General features: G+C 69.1%; 16 protein-coding genes. 4 read left to right on the forward strand and 12 right to left on the reverse strand.

Features of this window, described 5'->3' with window-relative positions; translation table 11 throughout:
* Window positions 1-106: 106 nt before the first annotated feature.
* The 3 genes from ABZ717_RS01450 to ABZ717_RS01460 all read right to left on the reverse strand — a co-directional run bounded on the left by ABZ717_RS01450 (window position 107) and on the right by ABZ717_RS01460 (window position 3045).
* Complete coding sequence (locus tag ABZ717_RS01450) at window positions 107-766, reverse strand: hypothetical protein (protein WP_358503775.1); 660 nt, start codon at window positions 764-766, stop codon at window positions 107-109.
* A gap of 67 nt (window positions 767-833) precedes the next feature.
* Entirely contained in the window at window positions 834-2300 is a 1467-nt protein-coding gene (locus ABZ717_RS01455; RefSeq protein WP_358503778.1) for a PQQ-binding-like beta-propeller repeat protein, read from the reverse strand.
* A gap of 112 nt (window positions 2301-2412) precedes the next feature.
* Window positions 2413-3045 carry a YigZ family protein gene (locus ABZ717_RS01460; protein ID WP_358503781.1) on the reverse strand — a complete coding sequence of 211 codons (633 nt, stop codon included), beginning with the start codon at window positions 3043-3045 and terminating at the stop codon, window positions 2413-2415.
* Window positions 3046-3409: 364 nt separating this feature from the next.
* Here ABZ717_RS01460 and ABZ717_RS01465 point away from each other — a divergent pair, with 364 nt between their 5' ends.
* A complete protein-coding gene (locus ABZ717_RS01465; protein ID WP_358503784.1) occupies window positions 3410-4027 on the forward strand; it encodes a superoxide dismutase family protein in 618 nt (205 codons plus the stop codon).
* Window positions 4028-4031: 4 nt separating this feature from the next.
* Here ABZ717_RS01465 and yidC read toward each other — a convergent pair whose 3' ends face one another.
* Together yidC and ABZ717_RS01475 are read right to left on the reverse strand one after the other, a co-directional pair.
* Complete coding sequence (gene yidC, locus ABZ717_RS01470) at window positions 4032-4727, reverse strand: membrane protein insertase YidC (RefSeq protein WP_358503786.1); 696 nt, start codon at window positions 4725-4727, stop codon at window positions 4032-4034.
* A gap of 143 nt (window positions 4728-4870) precedes the next feature.
* The gene (locus ABZ717_RS01475; RefSeq protein ID WP_358504071.1) at window positions 4871-5170 is read right to left on the reverse strand and encodes a DUF6412 domain-containing protein; all 300 of its coding nucleotides are present in this window, start codon (window positions 5168-5170) and stop codon (window positions 4871-4873) included.
* Window positions 5171-5387: 217 nt separating this feature from the next.
* Between ABZ717_RS01475 and ABZ717_RS01480 the strand changes: the two genes are divergently transcribed.
* The gene (locus tag ABZ717_RS01480; RefSeq protein ID WP_358503789.1) at window positions 5388-5696 is read left to right on the forward strand and encodes a hypothetical protein; all 309 of its coding nucleotides are present in this window, start codon (window positions 5388-5390) and stop codon (window positions 5694-5696) included.
* A gap of 12 nt (window positions 5697-5708) precedes the next feature.
* On the opposite strand, the gene ABZ717_RS01485 is transcribed toward ABZ717_RS01480, so the two are convergent.
* The 3 genes from ABZ717_RS01485 to ABZ717_RS01495 all read right to left on the reverse strand — a co-directional run bounded on the left by ABZ717_RS01485 (window position 5709) and on the right by ABZ717_RS01495 (window position 7945).
* Window positions 5709-5966, reverse strand: a complete 258-nt coding sequence (locus ABZ717_RS01485; RefSeq protein WP_358503792.1) for a type II toxin-antitoxin system RelE/ParE family toxin — start codon at window positions 5964-5966, stop codon at window positions 5709-5711.
* Window positions 5963-6235, reverse strand: coding sequence for a type II toxin-antitoxin system prevent-host-death family antitoxin (locus ABZ717_RS01490; RefSeq protein WP_358503794.1), 273 nt, complete (start codon window positions 6233-6235; stop codon window positions 5963-5965). The genes ABZ717_RS01485 and ABZ717_RS01490 overlap by 4 nt, the downstream gene beginning before the upstream one ends.
* Before the next feature lie 111 nt (window positions 6236-6346).
* Window positions 6347-7945, reverse strand: coding sequence for a D-aminoacylase (locus ABZ717_RS01495; RefSeq protein ID WP_358503797.1), 1599 nt, complete (start codon window positions 7943-7945; stop codon window positions 6347-6349).
* 184 nt (window positions 7946-8129) lie between these two features.
* Between ABZ717_RS01495 and ABZ717_RS01500 the strand changes: the two genes are divergently transcribed.
* A complete protein-coding gene (locus tag ABZ717_RS01500; RefSeq protein ID WP_358503800.1) occupies window positions 8130-8510 on the forward strand; it encodes a Rid family hydrolase in 381 nt (126 codons plus the stop codon).
* A 52-nt stretch (window positions 8511-8562) separates the two neighbouring features.
* Here the strand turns inward: ABZ717_RS01500 and ABZ717_RS01505 are convergent, their stop codons facing one another.
* Together ABZ717_RS01505 and ABZ717_RS01510 are read right to left on the reverse strand one after the other, a co-directional pair.
* On the reverse strand, window positions 8563-9213 hold the full coding sequence (locus tag ABZ717_RS01505) for a class I SAM-dependent methyltransferase (protein WP_358503803.1): 651 nt from the start codon (window positions 9211-9213) through the stop codon (window positions 8563-8565).
* A gap of 107 nt (window positions 9214-9320) precedes the next feature.
* Window positions 9321-9935, reverse strand: a complete 615-nt coding sequence (locus ABZ717_RS01510) for a TetR family transcriptional regulator (RefSeq protein WP_358503806.1) — start codon at window positions 9933-9935, stop codon at window positions 9321-9323.
* A gap of 189 nt (window positions 9936-10124) precedes the next feature.
* Between ABZ717_RS01510 and ABZ717_RS01515 the strand changes: the two genes are divergently transcribed.
* Window positions 10125-11810, forward strand: coding sequence for an MDR family MFS transporter (locus ABZ717_RS01515; protein ID WP_358503809.1), 1686 nt, complete (start codon window positions 10125-10127; stop codon window positions 11808-11810).
* A 42-nt stretch (window positions 11811-11852) separates the two neighbouring features.
* Here the strand turns inward: ABZ717_RS01515 and ABZ717_RS01520 are convergent, their stop codons facing one another.
* Entirely contained in the window at window positions 11853-12302 is a 450-nt protein-coding gene (locus tag ABZ717_RS01520) for a GNAT family N-acetyltransferase (RefSeq protein ID WP_358503812.1), read from the reverse strand.
* Window positions 12303-12433: 131 nt separating this feature from the next.
* On the reverse strand, window positions 12434-13678 hold the full coding sequence (locus ABZ717_RS01525; protein ID WP_358504074.1) for a cell division protein DivIVA: 1245 nt from the start codon (window positions 13676-13678) through the stop codon (window positions 12434-12436).
* Between the last annotated feature and the right edge of the window lie 45 nt (window positions 13679-13723).

Genomic DNA, 13723 nt, shown 5'->3' on the forward strand with positions numbered 1-13723 from the left:
GATCCGGGGTGCGGTCCCCCGGAGAACGTGGCGGGGTCGACGCCCCGGCCCGAGAGGAGGCGATCGGCCGGCCCGGCCGCCACAGCGGCACCTCGGGATCCATCACCTACTTCTTGTCGTTCTTCTTGTCATTGGCCCATTTCAGCCGGATCACGCCGACCAGGACGAGAAGCATCAGGCCGATTCTGAGGCCCGCGGACACGAGCGCGACGGTCGTCCACGAATCGTCGCCCTCCTCTTCCTTCTCCTCATGGTCCTGGAATGTCTCGGCGACCATCGTGTTGTACTCCTTCACGAAGTCGTCCCGTTGGAACAGGCGGATCGACTCCGACAGCAGCTCGGGGCGCGTCGGCTCCACCCCGCCCTCCTCAGCCTTCCAATCGGCCAGACGGATGCTCTCCTGGGCCCCGTCTTCGGTTCCGGCCACACCGAATCCATGACCCATGTGGTAGACACCGTCGACCCCGGCCCGCGCGGCGATGAGCGCCGGCGCCTCTCCGGTCTCCTCGTCCACCTCGGCGAGCACGACGTAGACGGTCTGGGGCCCTCCCTCGACGTACGAGCGGATCTCATCGATCGTTTCGGCGCCCACGGCCTCGGCCATGTGGTCGTCGACGTACACGGGGTCCTCGCGCAGGGCCTCGGCGATCTCCGAGAGTTCGGTCGTCTCCCCTTCCGCCGTCCGGGCCCAGGCGTTCGAGCCCCACGGCAACGCGGTGGAGAAGAGGCTCACGACGGCGAGCAGGGCCAAGGAGCGAGCTCCCATGGGCTTCACTCTCCCGTCTCGTACCGCGTCCACCCGGACAGCCGTCCGCGGAGTAGGGGGTGGACCTCTAACTCGCGTCCTCCGCGGGGGCGTCGGTCTCACCGTCGACGTCGGAGTCGGCCTCGGGGCCCGGGCCGTAGACGAACCGTTGTCGGCCCTGGACGAGGATGGCGTGCCCGGTCTCCGTGACGGCCTCCACGTAGGCGTCCAGGTCGTCGGCGACCACGTCCATGGTCTCGGCCTCCAGCACCAACTGGTTGTCGCCGTCCTCGTTGGAGCGGGTGTCCCCGTAGACGAACCCGGCGTGTGCGAAGGCGGGGGAGATCGCTCCCGCCTCGTCTTCCAGGCCCCAGCGGATCTCGCCCGCCACCAGGTCGACGGCGACCATGGGAGCGCCGCCGCTGGCCTGGGACAGCAAGAGGGTGGCGGTGTCGGAGTCGTAGAGCCCTCCGGGGGTACCGGCCTCCTCGAAGAGGGCGGAGACGGGGTTGGCCCCGGGCTCCCGAAGCGTCCACAGGACATCGCCGTCGTCGATGTCGTGCGCGGACAGCGTCGAGGGCGCCTCGGGCTGGGCCCAACGCAACAGCATGACGTCCTTGGTGGGCTCCTCCTCGGGGGCCTCCTCGTCGACGTCCTCCCCGTCGGTCTCCTCGTCCCCGGTCTCCCGGGCCTCGGGGTCCGGGACCTCGTACAGTCCGAGGACCTCCGGGACGCTCATGGGGGCGTTGGACAGACCGAGTTCCTCGTTCTCGGTGTCCAGCGACCAGAGGTGCTCACCGGCCTCCTCGGGGGCGACCGAGTAGGCGTGCAGGCCCGATTCGGCGTCCTCTAGCAGGATCGTGTCATCCCAGGCGGAGACCGGAACGCCCAGCGGGTCGACCGGTTCCGCTTCGGTCTCCTCGTCCTCGGACTCACCAGGCTCCTCGGACTCCTCGTCCTCTTCGTCGGGCTCGGGTTCGAGGGTGTAGGTCCACAGCTCTTCGCCGTCGACGTCCAGCACCGTGTAGTCGCCGTCGGGTTCCTCGGCGCTCCACTCACTCGGTCGGCGCACCGCCAGCCCGTCCAGGTAGCGGTCCTCCTCCCCGGCGGGCTCCCACAGGGTCTGTCCGCGGGCGTCCAGCACGAACGGTCGATCGTCGGTGTCGCTCAGGGCCAGGACCGGGTCGCCCTCGGTGTCGACGTCGAAACCCCGGAAACGCGCCTCGCCCTCCCAGAGGAGGTCACCGGTGGCGGCGTCGTGCAGCAGGTGGCGGTCCTCGCCGCCGGAGCTGATGAGGAAGGCGCCGCCCACGGGGCTGATGCGCACTCCCATCGGGTCGTCGAGGATCTCGTGGACACCCGCGTCCTCGCCGTGCAGGTGGCGCAGGACCTCACCCTCGATTCCGGGCGGGGGTTCCCCCTCGAACTCGGTGGGGATGGGGGCGGTCTCCTGCTCGGCCGGTGACTCCGGGGGTTCCGGATCACCGGTACATCCCGCGACCATCAGCACCACGAGACCACAGGTCAGGGCCTGGGGCACGCGTGAGCTGCGCATTGACGGTCTCTCCCGATGAAACGATGATGATTACGGCAAATCCTAAGCCGCGAAGCGGTCAAGTGGATACACGGAGCCCACCACTCGTTACCTGTACGTGAGCACCGAACGTTCAGGCGTCCGAGTCGGGTTCCACCTCGATCACGGTGGTCCCCTGGACCTCGAACTCGGCGCGGCCCCCGGTCAGTTCGGCCAGGCGCAGCTCGAACGCGGGAAGCTCGTCCTCTGGAAGGGCCACCTCGATACGGACCCGCTCCTCGTAGGCGACGGCGCGAACGTTGAGCGAAGAGTCGCGCAGGTCACTCTCCAACCGCCCACCGAGGACGTAGTCGGCGTGGACGTCCACCACCAGCAGCGACCGGCGCTCCAGCAGACCGAACTCCTCCACCGCCGCCGACACGGAGTTGCCGTAGGCCCTGATCAGGCCGCCGGCACCGAGCTTGGTGCCACCGAAGTAGCGGGTGACGACCGCGACGGTGTCGGTGATCCGCCGGTGGCGCAGCACTTCGAGCATGGGCACCCCGGCGGTCCCGGCGGGTTCGCCGTCGTCGCTGGAACGCTGGACCCCACCGTCCTCACCGAGCACGTAGGCGGTGCAGTTGTGGTTGGCGTTCCAGTGCTCCTTGCGACGTTCGGCGATGAACGCGCGCGCGGCCTCCTCGCCGTCCACCCTGGCCATGGCGCAGATGAACCGGGACTTCTTGATCTCGATCTCGTGTTCGCCGCCGCGTCTGATCGTTCGCATGTCGCCTGTTCAGCAGAGGTCGTGGGTTCGACGCACAGTCTGCCGGCTTTCGGGACGAACCCGACGCTCAGAGGTCCTCGTCGTTGGAAGGGCGGTGACAACGGTGCCCCGCCGTGCGCATGGCCGCGCTCGCGGTGTTCGGCCCGGGCCTGACCGCGCCCCTCGGACTGGTACGGTCCCTTCGCCGGAGTATGCCGGGACGAGCTTGGAACCCCCACAGGGCGACGGACCCGACTCGACGCGTTCATTCTCCGCGAGCGCTTCGTTCCTCCGGGCACATCAGAATTTCCGCACTCGCTGTTATCAGGTACACACATTGGGTAACGTTGCGGACATCAAGCGACTATCTCCCGGGAGTCCCGACATGCGCACCACCTCACCCGCCGTGGGTCTGGCACTGACCGCCTTCCTCGTCGCCGGGTGCGCACAGGGAGCACCCACGACCAACGACGGCTCCGCTTCCGGCGCGGGCCCCTCGGCCCAGCCCACCGCCGAGCCCAGCGTGACGGCGTCGATCTTCCTTCCCCCGAGTGAGAGCACCGGCGCGGTCACCTACGACGAGACCGCCGTGCCCGAAGGCGCCACCGCCGACGTCCAGGTACGTGTCCAGGACGGGGCCACGTACGTACAGTTCACCGGAACCGGGCTGGAGGCCGACCGGGACTTCGGCGCCCACGTGCACACCAAGCCCTGTGGCGAGGACCCCGCCGACGCCGGACCGCACTACCAGGACGAGGTCGACCCGGCCGCGACGGAGGACGAGCCCTCCGCCGACCCGGCCTACGCCAACCCGGAGAACGAGGTGTGGCTGGACATGACCACCGACTCCAGTGGCAACGCCTACGTCACCACCACGGTCGACTGGGAGTTCCGCGAGGGGGAGGCCAACTCCCTGGTCCTTCACGACGAGCACACCGCGACCCACGAGGGCCACGCAGGCACGGCGGGCGACCGCCTGGCCTGCGTGACCGTGGAGTTCTGAGCCCCTAGTCGGGGATGAGCCGACGCAGGACGAGCTTCTCGCCCAGCGCCCACGCGGTGGAGGCGCACAGGTACAGTCCCGCGGCCAACGGCACGAACACCGCGACGAGCACGGTGAAGAACTGCAGGTAGGACAGGGCCCCGAGCATCGGCGGCCGAGCGGGGCCCACCTGCATGGTCGGCAACATGACGTACCGACGGCTGGCCCAGGCCACCGCCGCCAGCACGACCAGCATCACGACGAATACCGGAGCGAAGGAACCGCCGGCCAGGGTGGCACCTAGTTCGACCCCGGCGAAGGTGCGCCGCAACAGCTCTTCCGTACCGGGTGCGACCCCGATGAACAGCCCGTACAGGGCGAACATGATCGGAACCTGAGCGAGCCCCGGGAGACAGCCGGCCATCGGCCCGGTCCCCGCCTCGGAGTAGACCTTGCGTTGTTCGGCGATCAGCCTTTCGGGGTTCTTGCCATGGCGTTCGGTGATCGCCGCCAGACGCGGGGCGAGGCGGGCGCGCTGCTTCTCCGCGCGCACCTGCGCCACCCCCAGGGGCAGGAGTAGCACGCGCACGGCCACGGTCAGCGCGATCACCGCCAGACCGGCGGCGAAGGCCCCGGAGAACGGGGCGAGCAGGTCGGTCAGTACGGCGAGGGTCGCCGAGAGCACGTCGATGAGAGCCGCGATCGGCCCGAAGGTGTACAAGGTGGAAGGCCCTTCGTCCAGGTGGAGAGTTCGGACGTGGGCCGCTCATCGTGGATCGGGGTGCGCACGAGGCCGCGCCGGACACGGGAGGGGACGCGTGTCAGAGCGCGGGGCGGGACATGGTCACCGCGAGGCGCACGAGTCTAGAGAGCGGCCGGAAGGGCCTGTCCTGGCGCTCGGGGGCGTGGTCGACCCGCGGCGTCGGGATCGCGGAGGGTGAGGACGGGCAGTCGGGCGGAACGCCGCCGCATCGCGCGACCGGCGCCGGTGGCGCTGTCGCCGACCGGCCACGGGGCCGTTCCGTGCAGGACCATCCAGGTCAGGGCCGTGCCGACGGCCACCGCCACCAGCACGAGGGCCGGTCCCTGGGTCCCGAGACCGAGGAGCTCGGTGGGAAGGACGCCGAGGAGGAGGAAGTCGAACAGGGGAAGCAGGTAGTGCACCCGACCCCCTTCGATCTCGGTCACCGCAGCCACCGACCGCGATCACATCCGGCCACCATCATACGGACAAAGTCGCCGCTCGGCCAAGGGAGAAATTCCGCCGACACTCCGCCGACGTTCCACTCCGATCACGCGAACCTGTAGCTAAATGACACAGAGTAACCATCTCCGCCGTGTCTTTCCGGGCTCGCGCGAGCCTTCCGAAGAGGGGAACCCCGTGCCGATCCGCCCTGCGAACCTTGCCACCATGTCCGCGACCATCGCTGGAGCCATCTCGGGCATGTCCGACAAGGATCGGACCACCCCGGTCCGGGTCACCTTCGAGTCGGGACACGAACAGAACGTGGAGAACGGCGGTTGCCGAGTGTTGGAGACCGGCCAGGGCGGTGTCGTGGAGATCGAGGGGGACTCACGCTTCGCGTTGTTCGCCGGAACCAGCTGTCAGGGCAGCCGAACCCTGGCCTCCGGTCACGGCAGTGTCCGCTTCGGCACCCCGGTCCTGGCCGGCGCCATCGTCATCGGCTGACCCCGACCCCGGTCACTCGTAGACATCGCGACGGTGACCGACCTTCACCACCCACACCTCGATGACACCGTCATCGACCGTGTAGAGGACCCGGTGGTCACCGATCCGGATCCGGTAGCCGACCCTTCCTCGCAATGCCTTGACCCCTGGAGGGCGGGGGTCCTCGGACAGGCCTCTCACCGCGTGCAGGACCCGCTTGCGCTGCCGCTCTTCCAACTTGCGCAGTTGTCGAGCCGCGGCCGACGAGAAGTAGACCTCATACCGTGTCACCGGGGAGACTCCCGCTCGACCTGGTCGAGCGGGATCCGCTCTCCGTCGTCCTGCGCGATGGCGTCCTCGAGTTCAGCGGCGTCGCGAGCGTCTTCAAGCGCTTCGAGCAGCTCCAGGTCCTCAGATGAGATGAGCGCCGCCACCACGCGTCCACGCCGGGTGATGGTGACTCGTTCATGCCCATAGGAGACCCGGTTGAGAGTGTCGGAGAAGTTCTCTCTGACGTCGCCCGCACCCATGTTCGCCATGACATCAATCCCCTTGATCATGTACGTAGCGTACGTTTCGTACGTTACCCCTGTCCCTCGAACAGAAGAAGTCCTGCGACGTTCTCGGCGAGGTGGACACGGCCCCGGCCTCGTCGAGATCGACGATGGCGGTCATCGGCGGTTCCTTCGCACCGAGCGTCCGGGGAGGCGATCGGTGCGTCGACCGTCCCGGACGGTGAACTCGCCGGAGAGCAGCACGTGTTCGATACCCACCGGGGTACGGCGGGGGTCGTCGTAGGTGGCGCGGGCGGCGACGGTGTCGGGATCGAATACGACGAGGTCGGCGTGGGCCCCCAACTGAATGGTGCCGCGGTCGGCCAGGCCCAGGCGTTGCGCCGGCCGGGAGGTCAGGTGCCGCACGCATTCCTCCAGGCTGAGCAGGCCCAGTTCGCGAACGTAGTGGCCCAGGTAGTGGGGGAAGGTGCCCCAACCACGCGGGTGCGGCCGGTCACCGACGAGGATGCCGTCACTGCCGGCGGTGTGCGCGCTGTGCCGCATGATGGTGCGGATGTTCTCCTCGTTGCCGACCTGGAGCAGACAGCCGCTGCGGAGTTCGTCGGCGACCAACAGGTCGACGTACAGACGCCCCGGTTCCTCGCCCCTACGTGCCGCCAGGTCGGCGATGGAGTGCCCGACCGCCCAGGACAGGCCCGGGTCGGCGGTGCCGGTGACGACGAGGGTCCCCCAGTCCATGGGGACGCCGTGGTTGCCGTCGGTGCCCTTGGTCTCCACCTCCCGCAGGATCCGGCCACGGGTGTCCGGATCGCTCAACCGGTCGAGGGTGGCGGTGGTACCACCCTCCTGCGCCCAGCTCGGCAACGGAGCGGCCAGGTAGGTGGCGCTGGCCCGGTAGGGGTAGCTGTCGAGGGTGACGTCGAGTCCGAAGCGGACGGTGGCCTCGTCGATGGCGTCCAGGACCTCGCGGGCCCGCCCTCGGTTGCGGGGGAAGTTGACGTGGCAGTGGGCCAGGTGGAGCGGGACGTGCGCGCGGCGGGCCACGTCCAGGCATTCCTGGTAGGACTCCACGACCCGGGAACCGTAGTTGCGGTGGTGGGGGCAGTAGTAGCCGCCGGCCTCCCGGACCGGCCCGAGGAGGGCGACGATCTCGTCGTCGGTCGCGTACATGCCCGGGGTGTAGGTCAGTCCGGTGGAGAGTCCGTGCGCTCCGTCGGCCATGCCCTGGGCCACCATGGCGCGCATCCGGTCGAGTTCGGCGTCGGTGGGCGGACGGTCCTCGTTGCCCAGGACCGCCATTCGGACGTTGCCGTGGGGGACGAGGTAGGCGGCGTTGGTGGGGGCCCCACGGTCGACGCGGTCCAGGTACTCGCCCACGCTCCGCCACGTGTGGTCCAGGTCGGGGGTGCCGTTCCAGGCGGAGATCTGCTCGCGAATCGGTTCGACGGTGTCGTCGGTGACGGGGGCGTAGCCGAGTCCGTCCTGGCCGAGCACTTCGAGGGTGACGCCCTGGCGGACCTTGGCCTCGTGGGCCGGGTCCGCGAGCAGGGCGAGGTCGGAGTGGGCGTGCATGTCGACGAAGCCCGGTGCGACGACGAGGCCGCTCACGTCGAGGGTCTCACCGGCGGATCGAGCGGATCCGGGCGAGACTATGTGGCTGATGCGGCCGTCGCGTAGGACGAGGTCGGCCAGGCGGGAGGGGCCGCCCGAGCCGTCGACGACCCGTCCCCCACTGAGTACGGTCTCGGGCTGCACTGTTCCTCCGTTCGGGTCACCGTCGCCCGGCGCGCCGAAGCGCGGGTGTCGGTGTGGCCCAAGATACGCTTACGGGCAAATAATTGGTAACTTTGTTGCCAATAAAAGTGCCCGTGGCCGCCCTGAGTCCGCACGAGCAGCGGCGCGCGCATGTGCACGCGACCCTCCGACCGAAGGAGACCCCATGTCCAAGCAGGCGGTCCAGACCGACCGGGCCCCCGTCCCCGCCGGTGCCTACAGCCAGGGCGTCGTCGCGGGCGGATTCCTGTTCACCGCCGGGTTCGGCCCCCAGGACCCCCGGACGGGGCGCGTCGCGCCGACCGTGGGCGAACAGACCGCCCAGGTCCTGGCCAACATCGCCGCCGTCCTGGCCGAACACGGGCTGACCTTGGACGACGTCGTCAAGGCCACCGTCCACCTGGAGAACCTCAGGGCGGACTTCCCCGAGTTCAACGCCGTCTACGCGGAACACTTCACCGCCCCCTACCCCGTGCGGACGACCGTGGGCTCCGACCTCGCGAACATCCTCGTCGAGATCGACGTCGTCGCCAAGCTCAAGGACTGAGGTCGGGCCGCCCCGGAAGGCCCCGGGGCGGCCGACCCGCCCTTCGCGGTACCTACCCCGAACGGCGGGCCCTGACCACGAGGTCGTGAACGGTGTAGGTGACGTCGTCGATCGTCTGTCGCCCCGGGCGGGACTCGTCGACGAGCACCCGCCACTCCCCCTCGGTGAGCGCCGTGGTCACAGCCTCGCCCTCGTAGAACAGTTCCGGCATGGGCGGCCGAGGCACCCCGGTCTTCAGATCGCTCGGGTGATGCGCGACGACCAACAGCTCGCCACCGGGCGCCACCACCGCGGCCAGGTCGGCGAACAGGCGCGCCCGGGGGTTGGGGAGCATGTGCATGAACTGGGCCGTGACCAGGTCGAAGGGCGGTCCCGGCGGAGACCAGCGGGTCACGTCGGCCTTCAGCCACGTGACTCGTTCGGAGATCTCCGCGCCCCGCTCCCGCGCGTGGGCCTCGGCGCGGTCCAGTGCCACGGACGAGATGTCGACCGCGGTGACCCGCCACCCCCGCTCGGCCAGCCACAGGGCGTCGGCCCCCTCCCCACTGCCCACGTCCAAGGCGCGTCCGGGTTCGAGTCCGGCGACCTCCGCCACCAGATGACGGTTGGGCTCACCACTCCAGATCCGGTCCTTGGACCGGTAACGCTCGTTCCAGAAGTCCTCGCCCATCTCTTGGGGCGCGGCTCCGTGCTCCTGGGTCATTGATCGACCACCTCCGACCACACTCTCGTCGTCGGCGATCCGCGTGGCCACTTCCCTTGCCGGTACGGCAACGGGCGTTCGCCCCGGCCGGCACGAGCACGGGAGCTCTAGGGATCGTCCGGGTCCGGGGTTCCGAGGTCCTCCAGGCACAACTCCAACATGGCCTGGATCCGCGCGGTGAGCCGCGTGCGGTCGTGCCCGCGCAGTGCCTCACCACCTTCGATGCGTCGGACCCGTCCCAGGCCCAGCCACACGGCGGCGAGCAGGGAGGCGTGCACCTCGGCGTTCTCCCGCCCCAGGTACTCGACGAGTGGTTCGATGAACGCGCTCTTGAGTCGCCCCTGGTAGACGGCCTGCAAGTCCGGATCCCCGGCCGAGTGGTCCAAGGCCCGCTGTAGTGTGCTCCCCTCCCCGTGCAACCGCCCCACCGCGTGCTCGGCGAGTCGACGAGGTAGTTCCTCGACCGGGCCGTCGGTGATGAGGCGGGGAAAGACGCCGTCCTCGCGCAGGATCTCGGTGAGCAGCCCGGCCTTGGAACCGAAGTACCGGTTGATCAGCGCGACGTTCACCCCGGCGTGCGAGGCGATCATCCGAGAGGAGACCGAACCGAACCCTTCCTGTGCGAAGAGCTCCTTGGCGCTGGTGAGGATGCGTTCCCTGGTCACCTCACGGCGGCGCGTGGGGACGGTGGCACCGCTTCCGGTCGCGTCCGGACGCTCCATCTGCACCCCTTGGGGCCTCGATCCGACTTTCAGGATTCCAGGGTCCCACCTCCGTGGACCCAGCGCATACCGGCGGCGTTCGAGTGACGCCGACTTGACAGGTCAACAGCGTTTACCTATACCTGAATCCGGATGCCGCCCCCCGGTTGTCGTGCCGTGGGGCTTTCGTGCGTCCGGAACGGGGAACCCATGGAACAGTCGCCGCGCGCAATGTCGAAGACCCGAGAACCCGTCCCGAAGGCGAAAACCCCCGAGGATCCCGCGGCGGCACCGACGTCCGGCCCCGTTCCCGAGACCCCCGACTACCCGCCACGGCCCGTCGTGCGCCGGATCATGGTCGGTCTCGTGTTGGCGATGCTCACCTCGATGCTCACCAACTCGATCATCGGGACCGCGTTGCCCACCATCATGGGCGAACTCGGCGGACAGGATCGGCTGGCCTGGGTGGCCACGGCGGCGCTGCTCACCATGACCGCCTCCACGCCGGTCTGGGGCAAGCTCTCCGACCTGTGGGGACGCAAACTCCTCTTCCAGATCGCCCTCGGCGTCTTCATCGTGGCCTCACTCGCCGCCGGATTCGCCCAGGACATCAACTGGCTCATCGCCGCGCGAGCCCTCCAGGGACTGGGGGTCGGCGGGCTCGCCACCCTGCCCAACATCATCCTGGGCGATGTCGTCTCCCCGCGTGAGCGTGGCCGCTACAGCGGTCTGATCGGCATGGTCTTCGGTGTGTCCACCGTGCTGGGCCCGCTGGTCGGCGGCTTCCTCGTGGACAGCCCCCTGGGGTGGCGTTGGTGCTTCCTCATCACCGTTCCACTCGCCGTGGTGGCCTTCACCGTCGTCCAGTTCATGTTCCGGATGCCGTTCGCCCCGCGCCGTGAAGCGCCGGTGGACCGGCTCGGGGCCGCACTGATCTTCTGTGCCGCCAGCACGGTGATCGTCCTGCTCAGCCTGGGTGGGACCCAGTTCCCGTGGAACTCGCCGACCGCCTACGTCATGGGAGCGGGCGCGGTACTGCTGACCCTCACCGCGGTCCTGGTCGAACGTCGCGCCGCCGAACCCATCATCCCGACCCGCCTGTTCCGGGACCGCACCTTCGTGCTGGCCTCCGCGGGCTCTGTGACCGTCGGCATGATGATGTTCGGGCTCATCATCTACATGCCGCAGTACCTGCAGATGGTGCACGGCATGAGCCCCACGGTCTCCGGACTGATGACGCTGCCACTCGTGGGTTCCTTCCTCACCACCTCGATCGGCTCCGGGTACGCCATCAGCGGTACCGGCCGCTGGAAGGTCTACCCGGTGGTGGGCATGGTGCTGTGCGTCATCGGTTTCACCGTGCTGAGCCTGGCGCAGGTCGACCCCGGGCTGACCACGATCGTCGTCGGGCAGATGTGCGTGGGCCTGGGCTTCGGACTCAACATGCAGATCCTGCTGTTGGCCACGCAGAGCGCCCTGCCGCTCCGTGACATGGCCTCCGGGACCGCCTCGGTGACCTTCTTCCGGAACCTGGGCGGCGCCATGGGCGTGGCGGCCTTCGGGGCGGTGATGGTCGGTCGACTCAACGGTGAGCTGGCCGCCGCGGCCACCGCGGCCAGGGAGGCGATGGTCGCCGACCGGATCGAGGACGTCGACTCGGGCGCGGAGGAGCTGTCGATCGGCCTGGAACAGGCCGCCGAGTCCGCCCAAGGGTCGCCCGAGCTGGTGCACTCCCTGCCCGAGCCCGTCCGAGAGGTGATCGTGGGCGCATTCGACCACGCGATGCAGGGTGTGTTCGTCGCGGGGATCCCCATCGCCGTGATCGGGCTGGTCGCGGTGTCCTTCATGAAGGGGGTGCCGTTGCGCGGCGGAGGTCAAGAGCGGCGCCAAGGATGACCCGGGTCATCCCATGACCGGGTCGTCCACACACCCCCGGGTTCAGAGGTAGCGGCGGAAACCCTCGGCCGAGTCGTCGAAGCCCAGGTTCCGGTAGAAGTGGTGCGCGCCCTGCCGGCTCTCGTGGGAGAGCAGCTCGACCTTGTAGCAACCCGCGCGGGTGGCCCGGTCCAGGGCGTCCTCCATGAGGGCCCTGCCGATGCCCTGGAAGCGGGTCTCGGGGTCGACGACGAGGTTGTCGACCACCGCCCACGGCTGGGCGTCGTGGGTCAGGTTGGCCACGACCATCAGGTCGAGGGTCCCGATGATCTGGCCGCGGCGTTCGGCCACCAGCACGGTGCGATCGGGGTCGGTCTCCATCCGGGTCCAGGCCCGGACCGCGGCGGAGGACATACGAACGTGCGCACTCCGCGTATGGGTGGTGTCCCCGAGTTCACGCAAGAGGCGCAGGATCGCACCGAGGTCGGACCGAATGGCCGCACGAATCATCATGGCTTTCGGCATCGTAGCCGACAGCCTGCTACAAGGCGGACGACACCCTACAACCAGTCACAAAACGCCGAGGGCGGGACGACCGTCCCGCCCTCGACCCGCCACCTGGCGGAGTGCTTCCCGACGAACCCTCAGGGTTTGCGGATGACCCGCACGCCCTCGTCGTTGGTCGGAGGCTGCTGCGGGCTCTCCGGACGACGGTAGACACCGGTGAGACCCGGGTCCCCGGTTTCGGTCGGGGACTGCTCCTGGCCACTCTGCGGCTGCTGCGGACCTCCGGGGGCCTGCTGTGGCCCACCCTGCGGACGCTGGGGACCGCTCTGGGGCTGCTGCGGGCCACCGGGCGGCTGCTGCGGCGCGTTCGGCGGACCACCCGGAGCGGGCGCGTTGAAGCGGGCCCCCTGCGGCGGCTGGGGCGCCGCAGGCTTGGGCTCTCCACCCTTGCCCTCGTCCGGCCGACCCTGCTCGTTCTCGGGCAGCGGTTGAATGCGCACCGTCGCCTCGTCCGGAGCCTGCGGCGGCGTCTGAGCGGCGGCCTCGTCCTGCTTCGGCTCGGCCTCCGGGGTCTTGGCCTTGGGAGCCTCGCCCTCCGGGCCCTTGGCCTGCGGGGCCTTGTTCTCGGCTGCCTTGTTCTCGGGCGCCTTGTTCTGCGGCGGGCGTCCCTGCGGTCCCTTGGGCCCGGTCTTGGGAGCCTCGGCCTTGGGCTTTTCCGCCTCGACGGCGGCCTCGCGCGAAAGACCGATCTCAAGCGCGCCGGCCTTGTCCTCGGCGGTGACCAGCTCGGCGAGCGTCGAGTGCATGTCCTTCAGACGACGCAGCGCCTCGGCGTGCGTGGCCGTGAGCGTGGCCAGTCGACGATCGGCCGTGTCGTGGATCTTCTGGGCCCGGGCCTCGGCCTCGTTCAGCCGCCGCTCGCCCTCCTGCTTGGCCTGCTCGCGGAGCTGGTCGGCCTCCTTCTTGGCGCCGGAGACCATCTCGGTGGCCTCGGTGCGAGCGGAGGAGACGATGCGCTCGGCGTGCTCCTCGGCGTCCTTACGGTGTTTGGAGACCTCCTCCTCGGCCTTCTTCTGGGCCTCCTTCACCTCGGACTCGACCCGGGAACGACGCTCCTTGGCCTCTTCCTCGGCGATCCGCAGGATCTCCGCCATACGCTCGCTGATCTGCTCGTGCTCAGGCTTGACCTGGGCCTTCTCGCGAGCGATCGCGAGGTCACGCTTGTACTGCTCCAGTTCGTCGTCCATCCGCTGAAGACGTTCGCGGAGGTCCTTGAACTGATTGTCCATTCGGACGTAGTAGTCGTCGACGTGCGCCTTGTCGTAGCCGCCCTTGCGCACTGTCGGGAACCTGTCTTGCTGCAGTCCGCCGCCCGGCAACATATCGCTCATGTGCCTTTCATGTCCTTAACACCGTTGACTGCACGT

Origin of the sequence: Nocardiopsis sp. NPDC006832 (genome assembly GCF_040635885.1) — a bacterium.
GTDB lineage: Bacteria > Actinomycetota > Actinomycetes > Streptosporangiales > Streptosporangiaceae > Nocardiopsis.